This window comes from Armatimonadota bacterium, assembly GCA_016125185.1.
Lineage (GTDB): Bacteria > Armatimonadota > Fimbriimonadia > Fimbriimonadales > Fimbriimonadaceae > Fimbriimonas.
Map to the genome: position 1 here is coordinate 1,415,974 of WGMG01000006.1, position 20,041 is coordinate 1,436,014.

Sequence of the window (20,041 nt, forward strand, 5' to 3'; positions counted from 1 at the left end):
TAATGATAGATAATTTTTTATTGTTCAAATCTAAGGACAAAAATCTTACTAGCCCCTATTTGCGTCGGAACGAAGGGCCCAAAGGCTATCCAAACAGCTCGACTAGCTTGTCCTGCAACGCGTCCTTCTCTGCGTTTATAACCTGCCTGGCCGGGTCGGCATCGTACCATCCGATGATCTCTTCAGCCCCACGAGCGAACGGATAAGTGCAAACGAAGTCCGGAGCGGTACGCTTGATTTTGGTGTTATCGAAGATCATGCTGTTAGCTTTGTCACCCAAGAGGCCCGGTCCCCAATTCGGGTCATGAGCCGCCAACGTCTCGGAGGCGATGTGGACCTTTCGCGCCGTCGTTCCGGCGGCGGCAGCCACGATGTCGTAGATCTGATTCCAGTTCAGCAGTTCATCGCTCGTGATGTGGTAGGCCTCGCCGATCGCGTGCGAGTTTCCGAGCAAAGGCACAAAGCCCTTGGCGAAGTCCTTGTGATGCGTGAGCACCCAAAGCGACGTGCCATCGCCATGCACCACTACCGGCTTCCCTTTCCGCATCCGACCGACCACCGTCCAACCGTGATCGAACGGGAGCAGCCGCTGGTCGTAGGTGTGCGACGGACGAACGATCGTGATCGGAAACTTCATGTTCCGATAAGCCTCCACCAGCATCTCTTCGCACGCGATCTTGTTGCGCGAGTACTCCCAAAAGGGGTTGTCGAGGATCGTCGACTCAGTCACAGGAAGCGTCGAGGGTGGCGTCTGGTACGCGCTGGCCGAACTAATGAACACGTATTGGCTGACCTTGCCCGCAAACATCTCGATGTCCTGCCGGATGTGGTCGGGAGTGAATGCAATCCAGTTCACCACCACATCGAAGGTCATGTTCGCCAAGGCTTCCTCCATCGACTTGGGGTCACGGACGTCGCCAAAAATCTGCTTCGCATCTTCCGGCGTATCGCGGGTCGATTTGCCTCGGTTCAGGAAATACAGGTCGATGCCGCGATCAAGAGCTAGGGGCGCACATCCCGAGCTGATGATGCCGGTTCCGCCGATGAAGAGCACTTTCATGACCCGATTCTACTTTCCTAGCTCAGACCGGTGGGTCTAACGAACGAACTTCGTTAATCTACACTTTTTTGTCAAGAATCAGGAAATCGGTCAGTTAATCTAGACAAAATAGTAAAGTATGAAATTGCTCCGTACTCTTTTCGTGGCTGCGAGCGCCCTTCTGGTCGCGGCCGCGCAAGCCCATTTCGTATGGGCCAACTTCCGAGACGTCAAAAGCCGCGAGGTCGTGGTGACCTTCGCAGAGGTCCCAGGCGACTCGGTTCTTTCCATCATGAACAAGGTCGGCGGCCGCATCGCCGTTCAGAGCAAAGGAGCATCAAAGGGCAGGACCACGGTCCCAACCGAGACGACTTATCATTGGAAAGGCACCAAAGGCGTGTTCCTGGGAAGCCTCGATTACGGCGTCGTCGACCACGGCCAGGGTCCTTACATGCTGACCTACTGGTTCAAGGCGGTCTCGCGTCCGATCCAGGCGGCAAAGGCCGTGGGTAAAGGTCTTGAGATCGTCGCTGACCAGCACGCGGACCATTGGGAGGTTAAGGTCCTCATGGATGGCAAACCGTGCCCGAACGCTCAGGTCGTGTGGGGCTCGGGCGAAGCCGAGCAAAAGGAGCCCGCAAGTAAGCCGGTGAACATTCCCGTTCCTGGCGCTCCCAAAGAGCTTCCCGTGCGAGCCGTGCTAGAGCAAAAGACTCCGGGCACATTCGAGGGCAAGGCTTACCCTTCGAAGAAAATCTGGTCGACCCTTGTTCTGCCCGCCGTTGGCCAAGCACCAAAAGGAGCCGATGAGAGCGCATATCTTGCACTCCAGAACGCGACGATGGGTCGCGAAACCATTGGCCATGCGGCTCCGTTTTCGTGTTCCTTCCGGGCCACCAACGGCGATCAAACCGCTACGGGCACTGTGAGCGTCGATGACCAAGACAAGATCACCGTTAAGGTCGATGGAGTTCAGGAAGAAGGTTCCAAGCACGTCACTCAACAAATCACAAGTCTCTTCTCGCACCGGCTGGGGCGCGAGTTTTGGAAGGGCGAAGGACAGTACTCGCTAACCTGGTCCCCCAAAGACTCTGGCCTCTTGTCGGTAAACGACAAAATGCAGTCGTTCTATCGATTCGACCAGCAAGGCATCAAGATGGTTCAGCGCACATTCGGCCCGAACATTCTGGTTCTGGATATCAAATCGTCGATTGAAACGCCGTGGGGTGGACTCCTTTCGAAGGAGTACTCGGCCACGCAAAAGCGAGTTTCGGATGGCGTCGTCACCAGTCGCCTGAACTACAAGGACGACTTCCTTCCGTTCCAAGACGAATGGATGCCGAAAAGTCGAACCGTTACGGGCGATGTCGAGGGGCGCAAGATCACGATGAGCGTGACTTTCTTCGATTACAAGTTGGGAAGCTAACCCCCAAAATGGTCCACCCCGCTGGAACGCGGGGTGGTTAGGGGTTTGGCTTGATGGTCTCTAGATCACTTCTGCGGTCGTGCTTTCTACCACGATAGCCGCAGTAAGCGATGGGGAAGGCTCCGCCTTCTCGATCGCATACTGAACGAAGTCAGCCAAGTCAAACCTCGCTCCTTTGCCAATTTCCGGTTGCCACCGAGGATCGACGGAAAGGAACGATGTCGGGTCTCCGTGAAGAAGACCGATGAAGACTTCGGCGACGATCTGTGCGCCAACTGGACCCAGCCGCGCCTGGCCATGAACTCGAAGGTTCTTGGCCGCTTCGGCCAGGATGTAGACCCACAACGGAGTCTTGCCTTCGAAGTTCGCGCTGATGTCGGTGATCATCGCTGGCTGATCGACTTCGTCGGGATGTTCCAGCGCCTTGCCGATCAGAACATCCTGGGACTGCATCGGGACGAGCCCCATCGCTAGCGCCACGCTTTCACCCGAAGGCAAGCCCATCTGCTGACCGCGTAACAGGTTTCGGAAGGCTAGGTTGAGCACGGGAGCGCCGTCCATCACGTCATCACCAACCACCGAGCCAGGCAGGTCCTTGAGGGGATCGACCATCGACGTATCGATCTTATAGGCGTACTGCACACGGTCGGTTTCCGTCTGGTGCCGATGGTCCATCTCCAGGAATCGGTGCCAGTCGATCGCCCACGACGACTTGAAGGCGTCGAACGAGTTCAGGCCTCCGTTCGGGTCCATCCGATTGAAGATCGGCAGAAGGGTGGCGTCGTCTTCATTAAGGCGGTAGCCAGGGCGAACCATCGAGTGGCCAAGCCGGTAAGCCGCCGCCGAGAATTCGATTGGGATGTAGGGATCGTTTCGATAGTGATAGAAGGCCAATCTAGGAGCCAGCGACTCCACACGGTCATCCGAGTTCTGCCGATTGGGCAGGATTCGGTCGATCACCTCCGGGTTTACCAATCGCGGCAGAAAGTCGTTGAGGACGATGTACTGGTAGTGCCATCGCACCAGCGTTTGAGCCTCGGCAAAGGAGAGCGTCGGGCAGTCGTCCACGAGTCGGTTGTGGAACCGGTGGAAGGTGCTTTCCAACTGTGAGACGATCACATTCTCATCGTTTCGCGGATCGCCGATGATGGCTCGCTTCCTGCCGGTTGGCGGATTGCTTCGCGGCAGGTCGTGAGCGAACGGATTTCTCATCGCGCCGGTGAGGGGCGTACCCAAAATGAATTTCTTGCCGGTGTACAGGTAAGGCTGATCGTCCGGCCCGCGGCCATAAATGTTGTCGAGGTCAAAGCGGGGTGTTCGGAAATCGACCAGGGCATCCGGGTCGTTCATCTTCTGCAGTGAACTCGCCGGATCGAAGGTTAGGTCGTGATCTACAAACTGACCGAAATAGGTGTAGCCCGCCGGGATGTGGCTTTCTTCCCCATCGGCCCCGTCTTTTGCATCATGATCCCCCATCGTAATGGCTTGGGCCAAGGCCAAGAGGTCGTCCTCAGAGTGTTCCAAAGCCGGAAGATTCCTAAACATCCGGCCAAATTTGCCCTCGAAGAGGGGTGAGCCCGCCACAGAGCTCGAACCACGAACACCGCTTCCATGCGGCGACTTAAAAGCATTGTTGTTCATATAACCCACTAACGCAACGTCGCGTCTTTCCGCCACTTTATCACACCTTTCTCACCCAGCGTAAAGAGAAATAGGCATTTTGTCATAAAACGAATTATTAACATGTAGGAAAGACGCTAGATGCGAACCAGACAGGGCCCCTCGGTTGCGCTTCCTGGCGATGATCGGTATGATTTCCGTGTGGATCTTCGCGGAGCAGGCGGCCAACCGTCAACGGGTACCGAATTTGAAGTTCGGAAAGGCATTTCAAAAATGACGCTGGAGCCAGGGTTTGCCCTGGTCCATATCTCGCGAATTCCACCAGAGCAGCTTCACACCGAGCGGCTGCGAATCCTGCGAATGCTTGCCGACTCCGGGGTCAGCGCCAAGTTTCCCAAACTCACGGGAACCGGCATTTCGCTGACGATTTTTGAGAATCGTGCCGACGATGTCGAGAAGATCCTTGAGACTTGTGGCCAGTATTTTTCGGTCAAGCGTGGCCGGAGCGTGCTGACTATTTACGCTCCGAACATCCGCGAGGAAGAAGGGCTCATGAGCCGCATCATCGGCCACGCCATCACGGCGGGCGTCCACATTGACCACATCGGCGATATGCACGACCAAACCACGATGGTCATCGAAGCCGGATCGGCGGAAAAACTGCTTCAAAGCTTCGAAGAGAGCGATGACGCTCCTGCTCAGATCGATTACCAGGGACCGTTCAGCGGCAAGAAGGTCAAGGTCATGAAGTTCGGTGGCTCCAGCATCGAGTCGGCCGAGGCCCGTTTGGCCGCGGCGATGAAGGTCGTAACCGCTCGCGAGATGGGCTTTCAGCCCGTCGTGGTCATTGGCTCTATCGGACGCAAAGGACTTCCCTATTCGACCGACACACTGGTTGGCCTCCTCCAGGACATCGACACCAACATAAGCCCGAATCCTCGCGAGCTCGATCTCATCGTCTCGTCTGGAGAGGCTCTGTCGGGCGTCGTCTTTGCCCACACGCTCAAGACCCTTGGGCATAACGCCGAGGCATTTCGAGGTGGTCAAGCTGGAATCGAGACGGACGGCGAGTACGGAAATTCCCGAATTGTCGCCATTCGGCCCGAGCGCATCGAAAAATGCCTTCTCGATGGCAACATTCCTGTCATCTGTGGCTTTCAGGGCACTGGCGGCGCAGGCACAGAAGCGGCTGGAGAGGTCACCACGCTAGGGCGCGGCGGATCGGATACAACGGCCTCGGCGATGGCCGTCGCTCTTGGCGCGGACTCAGTCGAAATCTATTCCGATGTCGACGGCATCAAGACCGCCAACCCGAATGTCATCCCCGAAGCCCAAACGCTTCATGAAGTCACCTACGGCGAAGTCGCGGCCGTCTCGCACCTTGGTGCCAAGGTCGTTCATCCTCGGGCCGTTGATATTGCCCTTACCCACGGCATTCCTCTCTGGATCAAAAACACCTTCTCCGACGATCCTGGAACGCGAGTCGTGGTCGACGATGAAGCTCCTGAGCGCCGAATCACTGGTGTCATTCGGACGGGACGGCTGGTTTATCTCAAGTTCGACCTCAGTGACGCCTCGCCTGAAGATCGAGCCATGCTGGAGGGGCGTATCTACGAAACGATGGCCGAAAACGGCATCAGTCTCTTCATGATCAACATCAGCACGAAAAGCACCGGCTTCGCCATTCCCCGCTCCTCGTTCCCGCTCTTTGCCCACCTTTGCGATGGCCTCGTGCTACCGTCGGTGTCGAAGGAACGCTCCGCATATTTACTCCAAGTTGGTGAGGAGCCTTCGCCGCAGGTGGTCAACCAAACTCGGCTCCTGGCTAGCCTTGCCGAAGTCCACGGAATTACGACTTGCGTTACGCCTGGTTGTTCGATGGTTTCAATCGTAGGACACGAATACATCGAGCGGCCTGGCGTTTTGGTAGCGATATTATCCGTTCTCAATGCGGCAGGAATCTCGGTTCTGCAAACCAGCGATAGCAATTACTCGCTGAGTCTGTTGGTGCCGGAAGCTGAAACAAATCGAACAGTGCGGCTCTTGTTCGACTACTTCGACTTGGGCACCCCCGAGTAAAGACCACGGGGGTCGAAGGCTGAAGTACCATAAGGGGTATGGCGATCCCGCTCCTGCTTGCGCTTTCGATGGTGACGACCACCGACCTCACCTTTGTCCGGCACGGTGAGACCATCGCAAACGCGACGGGTAAGTACAACTCGAAGACGATCGACACGTTCAGCAAGAAGGGGGAGGCTCAGGTGAAAGCTCTCACCCAAAAACTGCTGAAAGAGAAGCCCTACGACATTATTCTGGTATCGCCATCGCCGCGAGCCCTGAAGACCATCGCCCCGTACCTAAAAGAAATCCATCGACAAGCGTTAGTGTGGCCGCTTCTTTATGAGTGCTGCACGAGTAAGCGACCGGCCAATGCCCACGCGACAAAGTTCACCTACAGCAAGCAACAAGTGGACGTACCCAGCATGATCGCGCCCCAGTTTCGCATCGGTCGGTACGACATTTACCTGCCGAACTCACCCGACTACAATGCCGGACTGGCTCAGGTATCGGCTTCGGTCGCCTTCTTCAAGAAGACCTACGCCGGTAAGCGAGTGCTGATCGTCGGTCACTCGGGACATGGTGGTCAGTTCCTTCACGCCTTCACCAGCAAGTACATCCGCCTCGAAAACGCGAGCCCGGTCCACGTAAAATTCTAAAGGTCGATCGGCTCGTATCCCGCAAACATTTGGTCGCTTTCGGGCACCTGATTGACCTTGATGTAGTCCGAGCAAGCCTCGTAGCGATCCCATAGCTTTCTGACTTCGGGGTCATGGTGGGCCCGTTCGATCGCCTCCGATGACACCCATTCAAAAACCTCGACAACGGTGCCGTCTTTAGCTTTCATCGCAAGGGTCGGACGTTCGGTCGCCAATCCAAGACCACGCAGAATCGGTAAATGATCCCTCACCACACCCAGCAACTCGTCGTCCTTGCCCGGTTTGGGCCGAAACGCGCAGATAACCATGATTCCCATGAGCGTCAGTATAGCTACGAATCGACACGGACGGAGAGGAGACGCACCGGCAGGTCCGCATTCTCTGCAGGGGCATAAGAGTGGGGTTCAGCGCTCCAAAACGTAATGCTTTCACCCTGATCCAGGGTCACCGAGTCAGAACCGACGTAGACCACGGCCTTCCCTTCCAAAACGTAAACGTACTCCTCGCCCGCGTGAGATCGCGTTTCGCTCCGCGAGAAAACTTCGATAATCGTCGGCTTGATACGTCCTTGTTCGAGCCGGCTCGCCAGAATGTTGAGCGGCGCAACACCTTCCCGAGAACTAAGCGCGGCGCGGGCCTCGACGCTGTGCTGGGCCGCCGAAGGTAACGGGCCATCGCCGAAATGCACGAGGTCGAACCAGGAGTCGTTTTCGCCGTGATGGACGGCGTAGGGCCGATCGCCCATCGGGTTTTCCAGCAATAAGCGATCCAAGTGAAGGCCCAATACTTGGGCCACCTTTAAGTATGTGCTTCGGCGAGAGGTGCGCCCGGATTCGACTTGAACCACCGATGTCTTGCTGATTCCCGCCTTCTCGGCCAGTTGGCGAATGGACAACTGCTGTTGCATCCGCGTCCGGCGCATCCTCGCTCCGGCGATGGCTCGAGCGTTCTCATCCCATCGCGGCTCGGAACCTGGCATGCAGAGAACGGTACCCTATAAGGCTCATGAGACTCTATCGGATGGGCGACGAGGGACCAGAGCAGATTCCGGCGTTCGACCGCGATAGTTACGAAGTCTTCCGGTACCCGGGTGGCACCGAGTGCCTTGTGGTCCGAGTCGTTTCGGACCGTTTGGGATTCCTCCGACTCCTGTTGGGCAGCCTAGATCAAGAGGTCAAGATTTTGTATATTCTTGTCCAATCGATCCAAGAAGGTGAGGTACCGGGCCGGTACCTTTCTCCAGCCTTGTTGCCAAGCGATGCGATCCGGTTCCTCGATGAGTTTGGAGACTTCTTGGTGGAAGACGCTCGGCACGAATTCTGGTTCATGACGAAGGATCGGCGCCGCATCGTCTGCGATATCCACGACCGGATCTGGCTGTACGGTCCCCTTGATTGGTCGATGCCTTGTATCGAGGAGTTCGGAATCCCAAATGGAATCGTCGAACCGATTTCTTTCCCGCACAGCCACCGCTACGCCTTCGGCGATACCGACTTGTCTCCTCGACTTCGCTCGCTCTGGGAGTGGCACTACTCGCCGCTGGATGATCGCGACGGCGAGTAGCAACGACTTAGGGTTGAATTTTGGCGCGGACCTTGTCGATTTCATCCATCGTGCCGCCCAAAGACCAGGAACTGTAGCCCTTTGATGGCGAGAGTCGCATCAGCCCTAGTTCATCCTGCAGGAACCCTTCAGCGGCTTTCCAATCTTGCAGTTCTTCCGCTCGCTTCGCTCTCGTCGCGGCGCGCGAGATCGCCGTATAGACTTCATTGCCAAAATCCATGTAGCTCAGCTTTTGAGCCCACCTCGGATAGTCTTGACACGTCGGCCCTGTAACAGTTTTCTGAAGCAACGACTGCTCGGTACCCGGATCGTTTGAATTCAGTTGCCACCGCTTCACTTCTCTGCCATCCGCATATCGTGAGATCGCCTGAATCATTTGTCCCAAGCTACCGTCCTTGTTCTTGACAATCCAGAAGTCCAGCGTCCGCTTTCGCTCAGCGGAGACCGGGCGGTATGGAACGAAGACCTCCATCTGAATCGTGCCGTCTTTAGGAATCGTTTCCATTCCAAAGTTCCCAAACAGATCGCCAAGGCGGACATAGTCGGTGTTCAAGTCGTCTTTGAGATGAATCGAATATCCGCTCCATGAATTCCAGGTCCGGCTGCCTGACTGGTATGCCACCAACACCGTTCCGTCCTGGGCTACATCGACGGCTCTGACGATCAGATCGTGCTTTTTGAGCGCCAACCGGCAAACGGTTTTCGCTGTCATCGAATCCAAAAACTCATTGCTCGCCTGCTCGGCGGACACGACTCGATGCGATTTGAGGTCCGAGGTATCGATCGACACATCGTCGCGGTAATCGAACACCATATTGGTGTTTGGCCGCCAATTTCCTTGTTCCAGAGACTCGACCACCATGTGGATCGGAAGTTGGGAGTCGGGATCGGCTTCGATGATGTACCGCTCCGGAAGGTCGCCGTTCTTAATGACGGCGCGAATAACTTCCTTCCCATTCACAACCGCCTTCGTCACTGTCGCCTGCTTCTTCACGGAGAAAATGCTTGCGCTCCCCAACATATCTGAAAGGCGCATTCGCAAGCCGTTCCGGCGCGGACTCTGAACATAAGCCCCGATCGTGGAATCGTAGCTATACGTGGTCGCACCGATCTCGTACTCGCGCTCATCCCCTGCCGCGTTCGTAGTGAAGACGTCGCCCTTGGAGATAGTCGTCGATCGCACCAGGACCTGTTTTGCCCCATCCTCCATGCTGTAGGTGAGCATTCGGCAACTCACTTTCCGATCCATCGCCGACACCATGCCCCCAATGCTGGCTTGGGCTTGCACGGCGGGAAAAACCCATATGCCCGTCGCAATGGCGGTGCCACAGGTCGCGGTGAAAAAGACTCGGCGCTTGACACGCCGTTTACCATCGAATCTGGCAAGCGCGCGGTCGATCTTAGCGTCGGCAGTTTCGGAGAGCGGCTCGACGGGAAAGGCGGCACGAAGATGGCGGTCGAACATTTGGTCGTTCATTTTTGGTTTCCTTGTAAATTGGTGAGGCGGCGAACCCGCTTCCGAGCTCTACCGAGAAGGGAGTTGGCGGCCTTGACGCTGCGTCCTAGGATCACGGCGATTTCCTCGATCGACAGATCATCGACGACCTGCATCAAGAGGGCGTCGCGTTCGTCGGGCGGCAGTTTGGCCACGATCGCCGCGGCTTGATCGGCCTCGGCTCTGGTCACGAACTCATCCATCGCATCGGACGTCGAATCACTCTCGCGGAGCGACCACTTGGGACGCTTCTTGCGAAGCGAGTCGGCGACTTTGCGTCGGGCAATTCCGAGCAACCAAAGTCGCGGATCACCCTTACGATGATTCCAATGCCGGTAGGCATCGACGAAGATCGACGCGACGACATCCTCGGCTTCCTCGACGGGGCGGATGCGCCTCGAAACGAATGCAAAGACAAGGTCTTGATACTGTCGCCGGGCATCGACAAACGATGTGGCGGACGTCTTGGGCGGAAGTTCGACGGCTTCGAGTTTAGATTGGGTCAACGAAATCTCCTTGGCAACTGCATTCACGAAGGAGTTCGCGCCAAGGCGCAAAACCTATCGCTGATTTGCTTTCGGTTTGGCCATCATCGTTGCCCCATCCCAGTGCTCGTCAGCCTTACCGTCCTTGATTCGCCACATGTCAAACCAAGTCGTGGTGTAGGTTTTGCCCGGCTCGTTGGGGTTGGGAAGTTCCTGAACGGTCGCAACGGCGACTAGGTCGCCTTCGGCGAGGACGGCAACGACCTTCGTTCGCCACTCGCTCGGCTTCGGAATCGGCTTACTGGGCATTGCCGAAAAGAATTTGACGACTGTATCGCGGCCGTTGGCCACGTTCGGGTTGTGCTGGATGTAGCCTTCGGTCAGGTACTTCGGCGCTTCGTCCCAATGCCCAGCCTCCAAGAGGTCGCGGATGATGTGAAGCACCACCTGCTTATTGGCGTTCAGCTTCTTGTTGGGACTCGCAAAGAGCTTTTCCGGGTCCTTGACTCCGGTCACCGGCGTCTGCGCCGGGGCGGCAACCGTTCCGAGCAGGGCGAGAGAGGCGATGGACCAGAGTTTCATGGCTCAATGTACCTGCCTTACGGAGTTTTTCACCGGCTTCGTTCCAAGGTCAGTAGACTATTGGGACCGGATCGACAAATGGATATTGGAATCATCGGAATTGGTAAGGTTGGCGAGGCGATCGCCGTGGGTCTGCGAGACGCCGAAAGCCAGGATTGGAACCTCGTTGGAGCCACGACGGCCACCGCCAAAAGCGCCCAAACGGCGTCGGAAAGAATCGGCATTCCAGTAACAACCGACAGCCGCGCCCTGGCAACATCGGCCAAAGTTCTCTTACTTTGCGTGAAGCCCTATCAGGCCCAAAAGGCGTTGGAAGCAATCGCCCAAGATCTAACAGCCGAGCACCTGGTTATCTCGGTGGCGGCGGGCGTCACCGTGGCTCAACTCACCGAATGGTCGGGCGGAAAACCCCACATCGTTCGGGCCATGCCGAATACCCCGGCGCTAATTGGGCAAGGCATGACCGTCATCGCCAGCGGACCAGAAGAAGCCCAAATCGCAAAAGCGATCAAGATTTTCGAATGCGTCGGCAAAACGGCGACGGTAGCCGAGCACCTGATGGACGGGGTCACCGGATTGAGCGGGTGCGGTCCCGCCTACATCTACGTGATGATCGAGGCGCTGAGCGAGGCGGGGGTCAGCGTGGGCTTGCCCCGCGATGTTTCGACCTTGTTGGCCGCACAAACGATGCTCGGATCGGCCCAGATGGTTCTCGAACGCGGTCGCCATCCGGCCATGCTCAAGGACGAAGTCACAACCCCTGCAGGATGCACCATCGACGGCCTTATCGCCCTCGAAGAGGGCAAGATGCGAGCGACGCTGATCCGCGCCGTTCGCGCGGCGACCGACCGAAGCAAGACCCTCGGCTCAAGCTAGCGCGGTCCGTATCCCTGCCACACCCATTCCAGCGCCTGCGGAAGGGTTTGGCGCAGGACGCGTCCGTCAGTATGACCAGCGTCCTTGGCGAAAACAAACTGATAGTGATATCGCTTCGCCTTGAGGATTCCCGCCATCCGCCGGTTAGCCAACACCCAGTTGTGGTAAGTCTCCTCGGGATCGTTGGCGCGAAGGTCCTTCTCGCTGACTTCCATCCAAATGCGAAGCGGCTTCGGTTTGGATTTGGGGATGAAATTCTCGTGGTACTCCCAAGCTCCGTGGGGCGATTCGGCATTGAATGGCGACTGTTGGTTAACGTAGGTGCCGGAGTAGGTCAGCACTCGATGATAGAGGTCGGGATGGTACCAAGCCATCGAAAAAGCGCACGCACCGCCGGAACTGCCGCCCATCGTCATTCGCCCATTCGGATCCTTGGTAAAGGTGACGCCGCCGGTTTCCTGGGTGACGCGCGGCAAGACCTCTTTCTCGACGAACTCGGCGTATTGACCTGAGACCGTGTCGTATTCCAGTCCACGCTCGCTGCCTTGGGCGTCGCCGCCGCCCGAATCGATCAGGATTGCCACCATCGCGGGCAGGCGGTGGTCGGCGATCATGTTATCAAGGATCGTCGGGACGATGCCACGCCCCATGCTGTCTTGTGAGATGAAGAATGGGGCCGGCTTCTTCATGTCGAGCTGTTGGGGAACGTAGACGGTGACATGGCGATGGTACGGCACGACCTGACCCGGTGCGTTTTTAGCGATGCCGGCGTAGATTTTGCTATCGGTCGACTCCATGACGAACGAGATCACGCGGCCCTTTGGCACGTTGTCTCGCGGCGTTAGCTCGGGCGCGTCCATGTAGGATGGACCGATGAAGTAGTCGCCCTCGCCCGCCTTGGGCGGATAGGGTTTCAACGTCGTCAAATCGGTCGTAGGCGGAGCCTGTTGGAACCCGAGGGCCAAAGCGGCCATCATCGTCGATACCATCACTTCCCCACGCTACCCCGATTGGGTCGCGATTAGCGAGCTAAAATGACCATCCGACCCGCGCCCGACGTATCAACCGTCGCGGTAGAAAGCGGGGCGAGGGTGCCGTCGGCACCGATGGAGAACTGCGAAACCGTTCCGTCGTTGGTGTTTGCGACGTAAAGGTATCGGCCACCGGGTTCGATGGCGATAGACGCCGGGGCATTACCCGCTGCGACCGAAGCCGGGCTCAGAGGGCTCAAGGTTCCATCCGTCGCCACGGAGTACTGGCCAACCGGGCTTCCCGCGAATCCGCCGTTGAACGACCCGACGTAGCCAAATTTGCCGTTAGGCGAGAGAGCAAACGTATCGTTACCTGCCGCCGGTCCAGCAACGGTCGCCGGAGACAGCGGAGTCAACGAACCATCGGCGTTGATCGCAAATTGGGCGATGCCATCAATCGAAGCCGGAACGTACAAGAACTTCCCGTCCGCCGAAACCGTGGGGCGAGACGGAGAGTTGACCGTGTAGGTCGGGGTCGAAAGCGGGGTCAGGATTCCGTCGGTACCGATCGAGTAGGCACTGACAGCGTTAGAACCATAGCCTGTAGCGTACAGGAACTTTCCGTCAGGCGTGAGGACCATGCCGTCGCCATCAGTCGCGGTCGCAACCGAGCCGGAGGCCACCGCTGTCAGCGCGCCGCCGGTCCCGACCGAGTAGGACTCGATCACGCCGCCGTTTCTGCTTTGGGCAAAGACAAACTTATCGTCGGGGCTCACGGCTACCGAAGTCATGTCGGTCGCGGTAGTGGCCACATTGGCGGTGGTGAGGGCAGTGAGTTGGCCCGAAGCGGGAATCGAATATTGGTAGATCGCTTGACCATTGGCCACGACGTAGCCATAGTTACCGCTCCTGGCAATGGCGACATCCGAAGCCCCGTTCAAGTCAAAGCTGGCGGTGGTGAGCGGCGTTAGCGTGCCGTTGGACGTCACCGCGTACTGAACGATTTTGGTGCCGGTCGCCATGTAGACAATTTCGGCGGAGAAGTTGCCGCCGACCAGAGATCCGCCACAGCTCGACAACAGGGCCATGCCACCGATGGCGGAGGCAAAAAGGAGAGGTTTCAAGAATTTCCTATCGATCGAAACGTTCAGCATGGGCGTCCTACACCGTTCGGCCATCTTGCGCCGATGTCATCGGAGTATACATGGACAGACGAACCGGCTACGGAATCGCTTCGCGCTTGCCGAGGAATTTTGGGCCGACATGCAGAACTTCGTCGATGACGGCTTGTCCGCGGGCGAAGACTTCGCGGGCCCTTGAGGACGCCGTGAGGTGACCATCTTCAACATGGGATGGAAAGCCGTCGGCTTTAAGGCCTGCTTCTTTCGCACAGAAAAGGGCGCGTGGCATGTGAAAGTCGTCGGTTACAACCGATGCCTTGTTCAGGCCGAAGACCTTGTGAGCCCGCACCATGCTATCGAGGGTACGGAACCCCGCGTAGTCCTTGATGATGTCCTTCTGGGGAATTTGTCTTTGTATGAGAGCCGCTTCCATCGCAGTTGGCTCATCATAGTCAACTCGGTTGTTGTCGCCGCTCACTAATAAGTAGTCAACCTTTCCCGCCCAGTAAAGCTCGGCGGCGCGGTCTGCACGGGACTCAAAACATGGATTGGGATCTTTACCCAAAGTGGGAGAGCACCCAAGCACAATGGCGACGTGGTGACGCGGCAGATATCGGATGTGATTGTAAGTTCGATCCGCCGCCGAGTGCAGAATCGCCCCGTTGGCCAGGGCAAAGAAGCCGCCGACAAACGTGAGTGCGGATAGGACAACGATGGTGCGACGGCGCCTGCGATTCTTCATGTCTTCTCACATCGACATGATTCCGCTTCGGTAAGTTGCCGGTTTCTAGAGCTCAGGTGAAATTCGCTCGACGGCTTCCTTCGAAGTGATGATCGGGTAGACCTCGAACTCCACCAAATCGCACCAGTTGGCAATCCATTGTTCGAGGAGAGACCGATCGTCGCACTCCATGATCTGGAAGCACTTTTCAAGGCGTTCATCGACCCAACTGCTCACATAGATTAATCCCTCGGGCGCGAGTCTGCCTTGCCCGTTGAAGCGTCGGTAAACCGGCTTGGCATCGCCGTTTCGGAAGGTCTCGACGACCATGTACTGCTGATTTGGCATCTTGCTCAAGAATACTGAACTGGGCAAGTGGCGGTTAAAATACTTAGATTGCCACCCATGCGAATGTCCAACTCGGAGCTATACCAAGCGCTGACCAATCGAATCAATCTCGACGATATCGGGATGATGAAGTTCCGTCATTTACCACCCGTGCATATCGGGACTGGGCACAAGCCATATGCGAGAACGGTAGGGGTCGCCTTTGGCGTCGTCCTCGCCGTAGCGCTCATCAAGCTCTTTGGCCGCAGCCTTCTTCACATACCAATCATCGCCGTTGTTGCCATGGTGTGGGTTCCTTCGGCTTGGGTAACTTCTCAAGTCTCCGGAATCCTATCTCGGCGGGCCATGCGCGAACAAGCTCAGAACGATGCGAAGGAACTGAGCGCAAGACCTGGGGAGCGGCATGTTGGCGTCTCGTACTGTACCCACACGTGGTACTTTCGAAGCGATTCGAGTTGGGATCGAGGCTTCGTTCGAATCGAGGACGCATGTCTGGTCTACCGAGGCTACGGACCAGGGTTCATTTTGCCTCTATCATCCGTTGATCGGGTGGAAATTCAGCGCAGGGAGACCTCTTCCCAAAACAATCCACGCGTCTATGTGCACTGGTCGCATCCGTCGTCCGGGCCTAACGTTATCTGCCTCGAGGTCCGGGATATTCAGGACCAAGCCGACTGTCAGCGGAAGTGTACAGACCTACAAACCTGGATTCAGCAAGCCCGAAATCGCAAGGAGAACCCTTCTCAGCCACCGATGTTTCCGTTCGAATCCTCCTCGCTTTCCTTGCCGGAAGACTCCATCGCCAATCTCTTGGAAAGGACGGACTTGCAGTTGGGAACGGTTGCCATGTTCGGTTGTTTGGTGATTGGATGCATTGCGTCCGTTGTAATACCGGCCAGTCAGCATGTTCTCGTTGGAGCGTTTGCGATCGGGACCGTTTATGGGGCGTTTTTAGGTCCAATTTTTGTGGTTCGGATGCGGCTGAGAGCAAGAGGAGTTCCGAACGTCTAGGCGTCGGTTAGCTATTGCCGACTCAAAACGATGTTCAACCCTTCGGACTTCGTCGCGGGGCGAACCTTGCCGTTCTCTTTGACCGAGAATTCGCCATCTCGAAGGTTCTGCCAAACGACGGTGGCGGAAATGAGAGGTAGCAAGGCAAGCATTGCGCAAAGGTCACCAAAGAGCTTTCGAGCGCCACCCGGTTTCCTGATGGCACGAAAGAAGGCAATCCAGGTCCAGAGGGTGAAGGCGGTGATACCGATCATCATTGTGCCGACGATCCATTCGTGGGGATCAAAGACGAAGGTGCGGAGGGCAGCCACCATCACGAATTTGGTCCAAAATGGCACGGTCAGGACGAGGACGAAGTAGGCGATGACGCTTGGCGATTTGATGACCTTCGCGAATTGGTGAAGAAGGTTCGGCGAACTTTGGCGAACGATCGAATCAGCCATGATTAACTTCATTATACGAGCGCCGCTCGGAGATAAATTCACGCCAATTCCAATTTGTGGGATCATCACTACGGCGAACGGCCCTTTGGGATCGGCTTCGGACGCCGAAATCGCGGAGCCTCGCCTGGAATTCGGCGGTGTTTCGGAACGTTTGGTCTTCGTATTGCTTGATCCGACAGCATTGCGCGCACACGGCGCGCAGGTTAATCGGACGGTTTCAGCCACTACCGGAGTGGTCGATGGTTGTCGCCTTCGCTCCGCACTCCTCGCACTTTCCTCCTTCGCGCTCGATGACCTTGAGGATGACGCGGTTGGGGACCAACACTTCGCGTCGCGGATAGCCGCCACCCAAGACGTACCACAGCTTTTGGCCGAGGGCGGCTTGGCGGTCATGATTGTGGATCGAGCCTTCTTCGACTCCGCTTCGAAACTGGCGAACGAAGGCCGAAGCCTCGCGACAGGCGTCCGAACAATAGGGGCTACGCGTCGAAGCAACGGGAATGCCGCAATTTGGGCACGAATCGGGTGACACCTCGATTGGCTCGGAGGGTGGGGCATCTACGATCCAAAGCAACGATAGGACCGCTCGGGTCCTGATTTCGATGTCGCCAGATGAGTCGTCGAGGCATGAGGCGGGCGGCAGAGTTGGTTGGAACTGCGCTAACGCCTCGGCAAACATGACTTCCCTATTCTATCGTCCTATAAAACCTTGATGGTGTCACCTTAGTGGACTTTCCCCTCCCGTCTCCTGACACAAGTCAGGAGACACCCTCCCCCGTTTTCGCTATGCGACAAACCGGAGAGGGAATCTTTCGCGGCTACGCTCCAATTCTGGCCGCCATCTTCGCCCGTCAGGAACGGAGTCATTCTTGCCATCCCACCTTGTCCTAGGCCGTGGAAAGAATTTTTCGAAAACTTCTTGACAGCCGACGAATCTTGGCGTATTATACCAATCAGTTAATTAACCAAATGGTGAAATAACTGACTGGAGAATGAAATGTGCCCCGCCTGTTACTCGGCTCTAATCCTGCTCGTCGCTGGTGTCGCTACGACCGGCGTCGGCGGGACCGCGACCTTCGCGGTCGCCAAGCAGATGCGTCAGGAACGCAAACAAAAACGAATTCAAACGGAGAAAGATAAATGACAACCGACACCATCGCCCATCCCCCTATCGCCTCGAAAGAAGAGTGGCTGGAAGCCCGCCGCAAGCTGCTGGTCAAGGAAAAAGACCTGACCCGGCAAAAGGATCGCCTGGCTGCGGAACGCCGCCGCATGCCCATGGTGAAGATCGACAAGAACTACGAATTCGAGGGGCCGGAAGGAAAGGTCACCCTCGAGGATCTGTTTGCCGGTCAGCGCCAACTCATCGTCTACCACTTCATGTACGGACCCGATTGGGAGAAGGGCTGTCCTGGCTGCACGGGATTCGTCAATGAGATCGGCGACCTTTCGACCCTGCACAAGCGAAACACCAACTTTGTCTTGATTTCGAGGGCTCCTCTCGCCAAATTGGAAGCCTACAAAAACGAGAAAGGTTGGACCATCCCTTGGTATTCCTCGTTAGGATCGGAATTCAATTACGACTTCCAAGTGACCCATGACCCCGAGGTCGCCCCGCCAGACTATAACTTTGTGGGTACCGAAGTCTTCCTTGCTAATCGCCCAGCCGAAATGCCGTTTGGAGAGGCACCAGGACTGAGTGTCTTCTTCCGAACCGATGACGGCGTTTACCATACGTACTCGACCTATGCACGCGGAGTCGAATGCCTAACTGACACCTACGCCATGCTCGACGTCACGCCATATGGCCGCCAGGAGGATTGGGAAGATTCGCCCGAAGGCTGGCCGCAAAACCCTACCTACGGATAATCATGCCCGCCGATCAACTCAGTCTGACCTTTTCGGCTCTGGCCGACCCCACGAGGCGCGCGATTCTCTCGCGCCTCGCCCGGGGCGAGACGACCGTCTCCGAGTTGGCGAAGCCGTTCGATATGACCCTCCCCGCGATTTCTAAGCACCTTAAGGTTTTGGAGCGGGCGGGCCTGATCGAACGTGGACGGTCGGCTCAGCTCCGTCCGAGCCGAATTAACGCAAAGCCATTGGAAGACGTGTCGGACTGGGTTGAGCGGTATCGAATCCTTTGGGAAGAACGATTTGATCGGCTCGACGCCTACATCCAGGACATTCAACGTACACAGGGAAACCACCGCTAAACATCTAAGCTATCTATCATGAGCAACGCCACTATTTCGACCATCGATCCAGAGAGCTTGGATCTCCTTATGTCCCGGACATTCGACGCTCCGCGCGACCTCGTGTGGCAAGCGTGGACGGACCCCAACATGCTGATGCGCTGGATCTGTCCGCACGGCTTTTCGGTCATGTATGCAAAGATCGACCTTCAGGTTGGAGGCGGTTGGAGCACGGCCATGCGGCATTCGGACGGTGACGAATACTTCATGGAAGGGACCTACCGCGAAATCGATCCGCCTAGAAGGCTGGTGATGACCCACAAGTGGATGGGCGAGAACCGACCGGAGACCGATCCACTCAAGGATGGACTGATCACGGTCGACTTGGTGGAAATCGGCGGCAAGACGCTGATGACGTTCCGACACGCCGGTCTGCCATCCATCGAATCTCGAGAAGACCACCGAGGCGGATGGAACGGCGCCTTCGACCATCTCAACGAATTGGTGCGAACCCAGACTCCCGAAGTGGCGGATCGCAGCATTCTGCTGTCGCGCACGGTTCGAGCGCCGAAGGAGGTCGTATTTGCGGCGTTCACCGAACCCGAACAGGTTGGAAAGTGGTGGGGACCGAACGGCTTTACCACCACGATCCACGAGATGGACGTTCGACCCGGCGGCGTGTGGCGGTTTATGATGCACGGCCCGGATGGAACCGACTATCCGAATCGGATCACCTACATCGAGGTCGATCGACCCAATCGGTTGGTTTACGACCACACCGACGACCAGGAAGAACCACACATCCACTTCCGAGCAACGGTCGAATTTCAGGAGGACGATAAGGGAGAGACGACGGTCACACTCCACACGGTCTTCGGTTCGCCGGAGGCACTAGCCGAGGTGATGAAGTTCGGCGCGGTCGAGGGTGGACGCCAGACTTTGGGCCGACTTTCGGAGTTTGTCGACTCGCTGAATTCGTAGAACCGAACAAGGAGAATCCTATGAGCAATTCACCCGTAATCGTTCAATGGAAGGCGGCGGCCCCTTATCTGCTGAGCCTTCTGCGCATCTTCACCGGTCTAATCTTGGCTGTGTCGGGAACCATCATCCTCTTTGGTTTTCCGGCGGCGCCACCTGGACCGGGTGGTCCGATGCCGCCCCAAATGGTCGTCGGCGGCTGGCTGGAATTCATCGGCGGTCTGCTTCTGATGGTTGGTTTCCTGACCCGCCCAGTGGCATTCCTTCTCTCGGGAATGATGGCGGTTGCGTTCTTCCAGTTTCACTTCAAAGGCGAATGGCCAGCCGGCATTGTGCCAAACCTCAATAACGGCATCCCGGCGGCGGTTCTTTGCTTCGTTTACCTGTTCTACTCGTCCGCCGGTGCGGGCAGGTGGAGCATCGACTCCGCCCGTGACAAGGGCGAATCCTAAC

Annotated in this window: 23 protein-coding genes; 10 read left to right on the top strand and 13 right to left on the bottom strand. The window is 57.0% G+C overall.

Annotation, left to right across the window (positions count from 1 at the left end; translation table 11 throughout):
- Positions 1–85: 85 nt before the first annotated feature.
- Complete coding sequence (locus GC165_14645) at positions 86–1,060, bottom strand: NAD-dependent epimerase/dehydratase family protein (GenBank protein ID MBI1334108.1); 975 nt, start codon at positions 1,058–1,060, stop codon at positions 86–88.
- A gap of 118 nt (positions 1,061–1,178) precedes the next feature.
- Between GC165_14645 and GC165_14650 the strand changes: the two genes are divergently transcribed.
- Entirely contained in the window at positions 1,179–2,465 is a 1,287-nt protein-coding gene (locus GC165_14650) for a DUF3386 family protein (protein ID MBI1334109.1), read from the top strand.
- Between the two features lie 60 nt (positions 2,466–2,525).
- On the opposite strand, the gene GC165_14655 is transcribed toward GC165_14650, so the two are convergent.
- Positions 2,526–4,106 (bottom strand): heme peroxidase, encoded by a 1,581-nt coding sequence (locus GC165_14655; protein MBI1334110.1) that lies wholly within the window; start codon positions 4,104–4,106, stop codon positions 2,526–2,528.
- A 120-nt stretch (positions 4,107–4,226) separates the two neighbouring features.
- On the opposite strand from GC165_14655, the gene GC165_14660 reads away from it, so the two are divergent.
- Both GC165_14660 and GC165_14665 read left to right on the top strand, forming a co-directional pair.
- Positions 4,227–6,164: an aspartate kinase gene (locus GC165_14660; GenBank protein MBI1334111.1), complete on the top strand. Its 1,938-nt coding sequence runs from the start codon at positions 4,227–4,229 to the stop codon at positions 6,162–6,164.
- Positions 6,165–6,202: 38 nt separating this feature from the next.
- Complete coding sequence (locus GC165_14665; protein MBI1334112.1) at positions 6,203–6,802, top strand: hypothetical protein; 600 nt, start codon at positions 6,203–6,205, stop codon at positions 6,800–6,802.
- On the opposite strand, the gene GC165_14670 is transcribed toward GC165_14665, so the two are convergent.
- Positions 6,799–7,119 (bottom strand): hypothetical protein, encoded by a 321-nt coding sequence (locus GC165_14670; protein ID MBI1334113.1) that lies wholly within the window; start codon positions 7,117–7,119, stop codon positions 6,799–6,801. The two genes, GC165_14665 and GC165_14670, sit on opposite strands and share 4 nt — an antisense overlap.
- A 14-nt stretch (positions 7,120–7,133) precedes the next feature.
- Complete coding sequence (locus GC165_14675) at positions 7,134–7,781, bottom strand: cupin domain-containing protein (GenBank protein ID MBI1334114.1); 648 nt, start codon at positions 7,779–7,781, stop codon at positions 7,134–7,136.
- A 26-nt stretch (positions 7,782–7,807) separates the two neighbouring features.
- Between GC165_14675 and GC165_14680 the strand changes: the two genes are divergently transcribed.
- A complete protein-coding gene (locus GC165_14680; protein ID MBI1334115.1) occupies positions 7,808–8,365 on the top strand; it encodes a hypothetical protein in 558 nt (185 codons plus the stop codon).
- A gap of 7 nt (positions 8,366–8,372) precedes the next feature.
- Here GC165_14680 and GC165_14685 read toward each other — a convergent pair whose 3' ends face one another.
- Genes GC165_14685 through GC165_14695 form a run of 3 tightly spaced genes read right to left on the bottom strand, consistent with a single transcriptional unit; the run spans position 8,373 to position 10,927 of the window.
- On the bottom strand, positions 8,373–9,842 hold the full coding sequence (locus GC165_14685) for a hypothetical protein (GenBank protein MBI1334116.1): 1,470 nt from the start codon (positions 9,840–9,842) through the stop codon (positions 8,373–8,375).
- Positions 9,839–10,417, bottom strand: coding sequence for a sigma-70 family RNA polymerase sigma factor (locus tag GC165_14690; protein ID MBI1334117.1), 579 nt, complete (start codon positions 10,415–10,417; stop codon positions 9,839–9,841). The genes GC165_14685 and GC165_14690 overlap by 4 nt, the downstream gene beginning before the upstream one ends.
- A 3-nt stretch (positions 10,418–10,420) precedes the next feature.
- Positions 10,421–10,927: a hypothetical protein gene (locus GC165_14695; protein MBI1334118.1), complete on the bottom strand. Its 507-nt coding sequence runs from the start codon at positions 10,925–10,927 to the stop codon at positions 10,421–10,423.
- 78 nt (positions 10,928–11,005) lie between these two features.
- On the opposite strand from GC165_14695, the gene proC reads away from it, so the two are divergent.
- Positions 11,006–11,803, top strand: coding sequence for a pyrroline-5-carboxylate reductase (gene proC, locus GC165_14700; GenBank protein MBI1334119.1), 798 nt, complete (start codon positions 11,006–11,008; stop codon positions 11,801–11,803).
- Here the strand turns inward: proC and GC165_14705 are convergent.
- From GC165_14705 to GC165_14720, 4 genes are read right to left on the bottom strand one after another with little or no spacing between them, the layout of a single operon-like run.
- Positions 11,800–12,792, bottom strand: coding sequence for an esterase family protein (locus tag GC165_14705; protein ID MBI1334120.1), 993 nt, complete (start codon positions 12,790–12,792; stop codon positions 11,800–11,802). The genes proC and GC165_14705 overlap by 4 nt on opposite strands.
- Before the next feature lie 32 nt (positions 12,793–12,824).
- Complete coding sequence (locus GC165_14710) at positions 12,825–13,952, bottom strand: beta-propeller fold lactonase family protein (protein ID MBI1334121.1); 1,128 nt, start codon at positions 13,950–13,952, stop codon at positions 12,825–12,827.
- Positions 13,953–13,995: 43 nt separating this feature from the next.
- The gene (locus tag GC165_14715; GenBank protein MBI1334122.1) at positions 13,996–14,637 is read right to left on the bottom strand and encodes a vancomycin high temperature exclusion protein; all 642 of its coding nucleotides are present in this window, start codon (positions 14,635–14,637) and stop codon (positions 13,996–13,998) included.
- 45 nt (positions 14,638–14,682) lie between these two features.
- A complete protein-coding gene (locus GC165_14720) occupies positions 14,683–14,964 on the bottom strand; it encodes a DUF3303 domain-containing protein (GenBank protein ID MBI1334123.1) in 282 nt (93 codons plus the stop codon).
- Positions 14,965–15,012: 48 nt separating this feature from the next.
- Between GC165_14720 and GC165_14725 the strand changes: the two genes are divergently transcribed.
- Positions 15,013–15,975: a hypothetical protein gene (locus GC165_14725; protein MBI1334124.1), complete on the top strand. Its 963-nt coding sequence runs from the start codon at positions 15,013–15,015 to the stop codon at positions 15,973–15,975.
- 11 nt (positions 15,976–15,986) lie between these two features.
- Here GC165_14725 and GC165_14730 read toward each other — a convergent pair whose 3' ends face one another.
- Both GC165_14730 and GC165_14735 read right to left on the bottom strand, forming a co-directional pair.
- Positions 15,987–16,418 (bottom strand): hypothetical protein, encoded by a 432-nt coding sequence (locus tag GC165_14730; GenBank protein MBI1334125.1) that lies wholly within the window; start codon positions 16,416–16,418, stop codon positions 15,987–15,989.
- Between the two features lie 217 nt (positions 16,419–16,635).
- On the bottom strand, positions 16,636–17,097 hold the full coding sequence (locus GC165_14735; GenBank protein MBI1334126.1) for a hypothetical protein: 462 nt from the start codon (positions 17,095–17,097) through the stop codon (positions 16,636–16,638).
- Between the two features lie 461 nt (positions 17,098–17,558).
- Between GC165_14735 and GC165_14740 the strand changes: the two genes are divergently transcribed.
- From GC165_14740 to GC165_14755, 4 genes are read left to right on the top strand one after another with little or no spacing between them, the layout of a single operon-like run.
- Entirely contained in the window at positions 17,559–18,287 is a 729-nt protein-coding gene (locus GC165_14740) for a DUF899 domain-containing protein (GenBank protein ID MBI1334127.1), read from the top strand.
- Positions 18,288–18,289: 2 nt separating this feature from the next.
- Positions 18,290–18,631 carry a metalloregulator ArsR/SmtB family transcription factor gene (locus tag GC165_14745; GenBank protein MBI1334128.1) on the top strand — a complete coding sequence of 114 codons (342 nt, stop codon included), beginning with the start codon at positions 18,290–18,292 and terminating at the stop codon, positions 18,629–18,631.
- Positions 18,632–18,649: 18 nt separating this feature from the next.
- Positions 18,650–19,591, top strand: coding sequence for a hypothetical protein (locus GC165_14750; protein MBI1334129.1), 942 nt, complete (start codon positions 18,650–18,652; stop codon positions 19,589–19,591).
- Between the two features lie 20 nt (positions 19,592–19,611).
- Positions 19,612–20,040 carry a DoxX family membrane protein gene (locus tag GC165_14755; GenBank protein MBI1334130.1) on the top strand — a complete coding sequence of 143 codons (429 nt, stop codon included), beginning with the start codon at positions 19,612–19,614 and terminating at the stop codon, positions 20,038–20,040.
- Position 20,041: the final 1 nt, after the last annotated feature.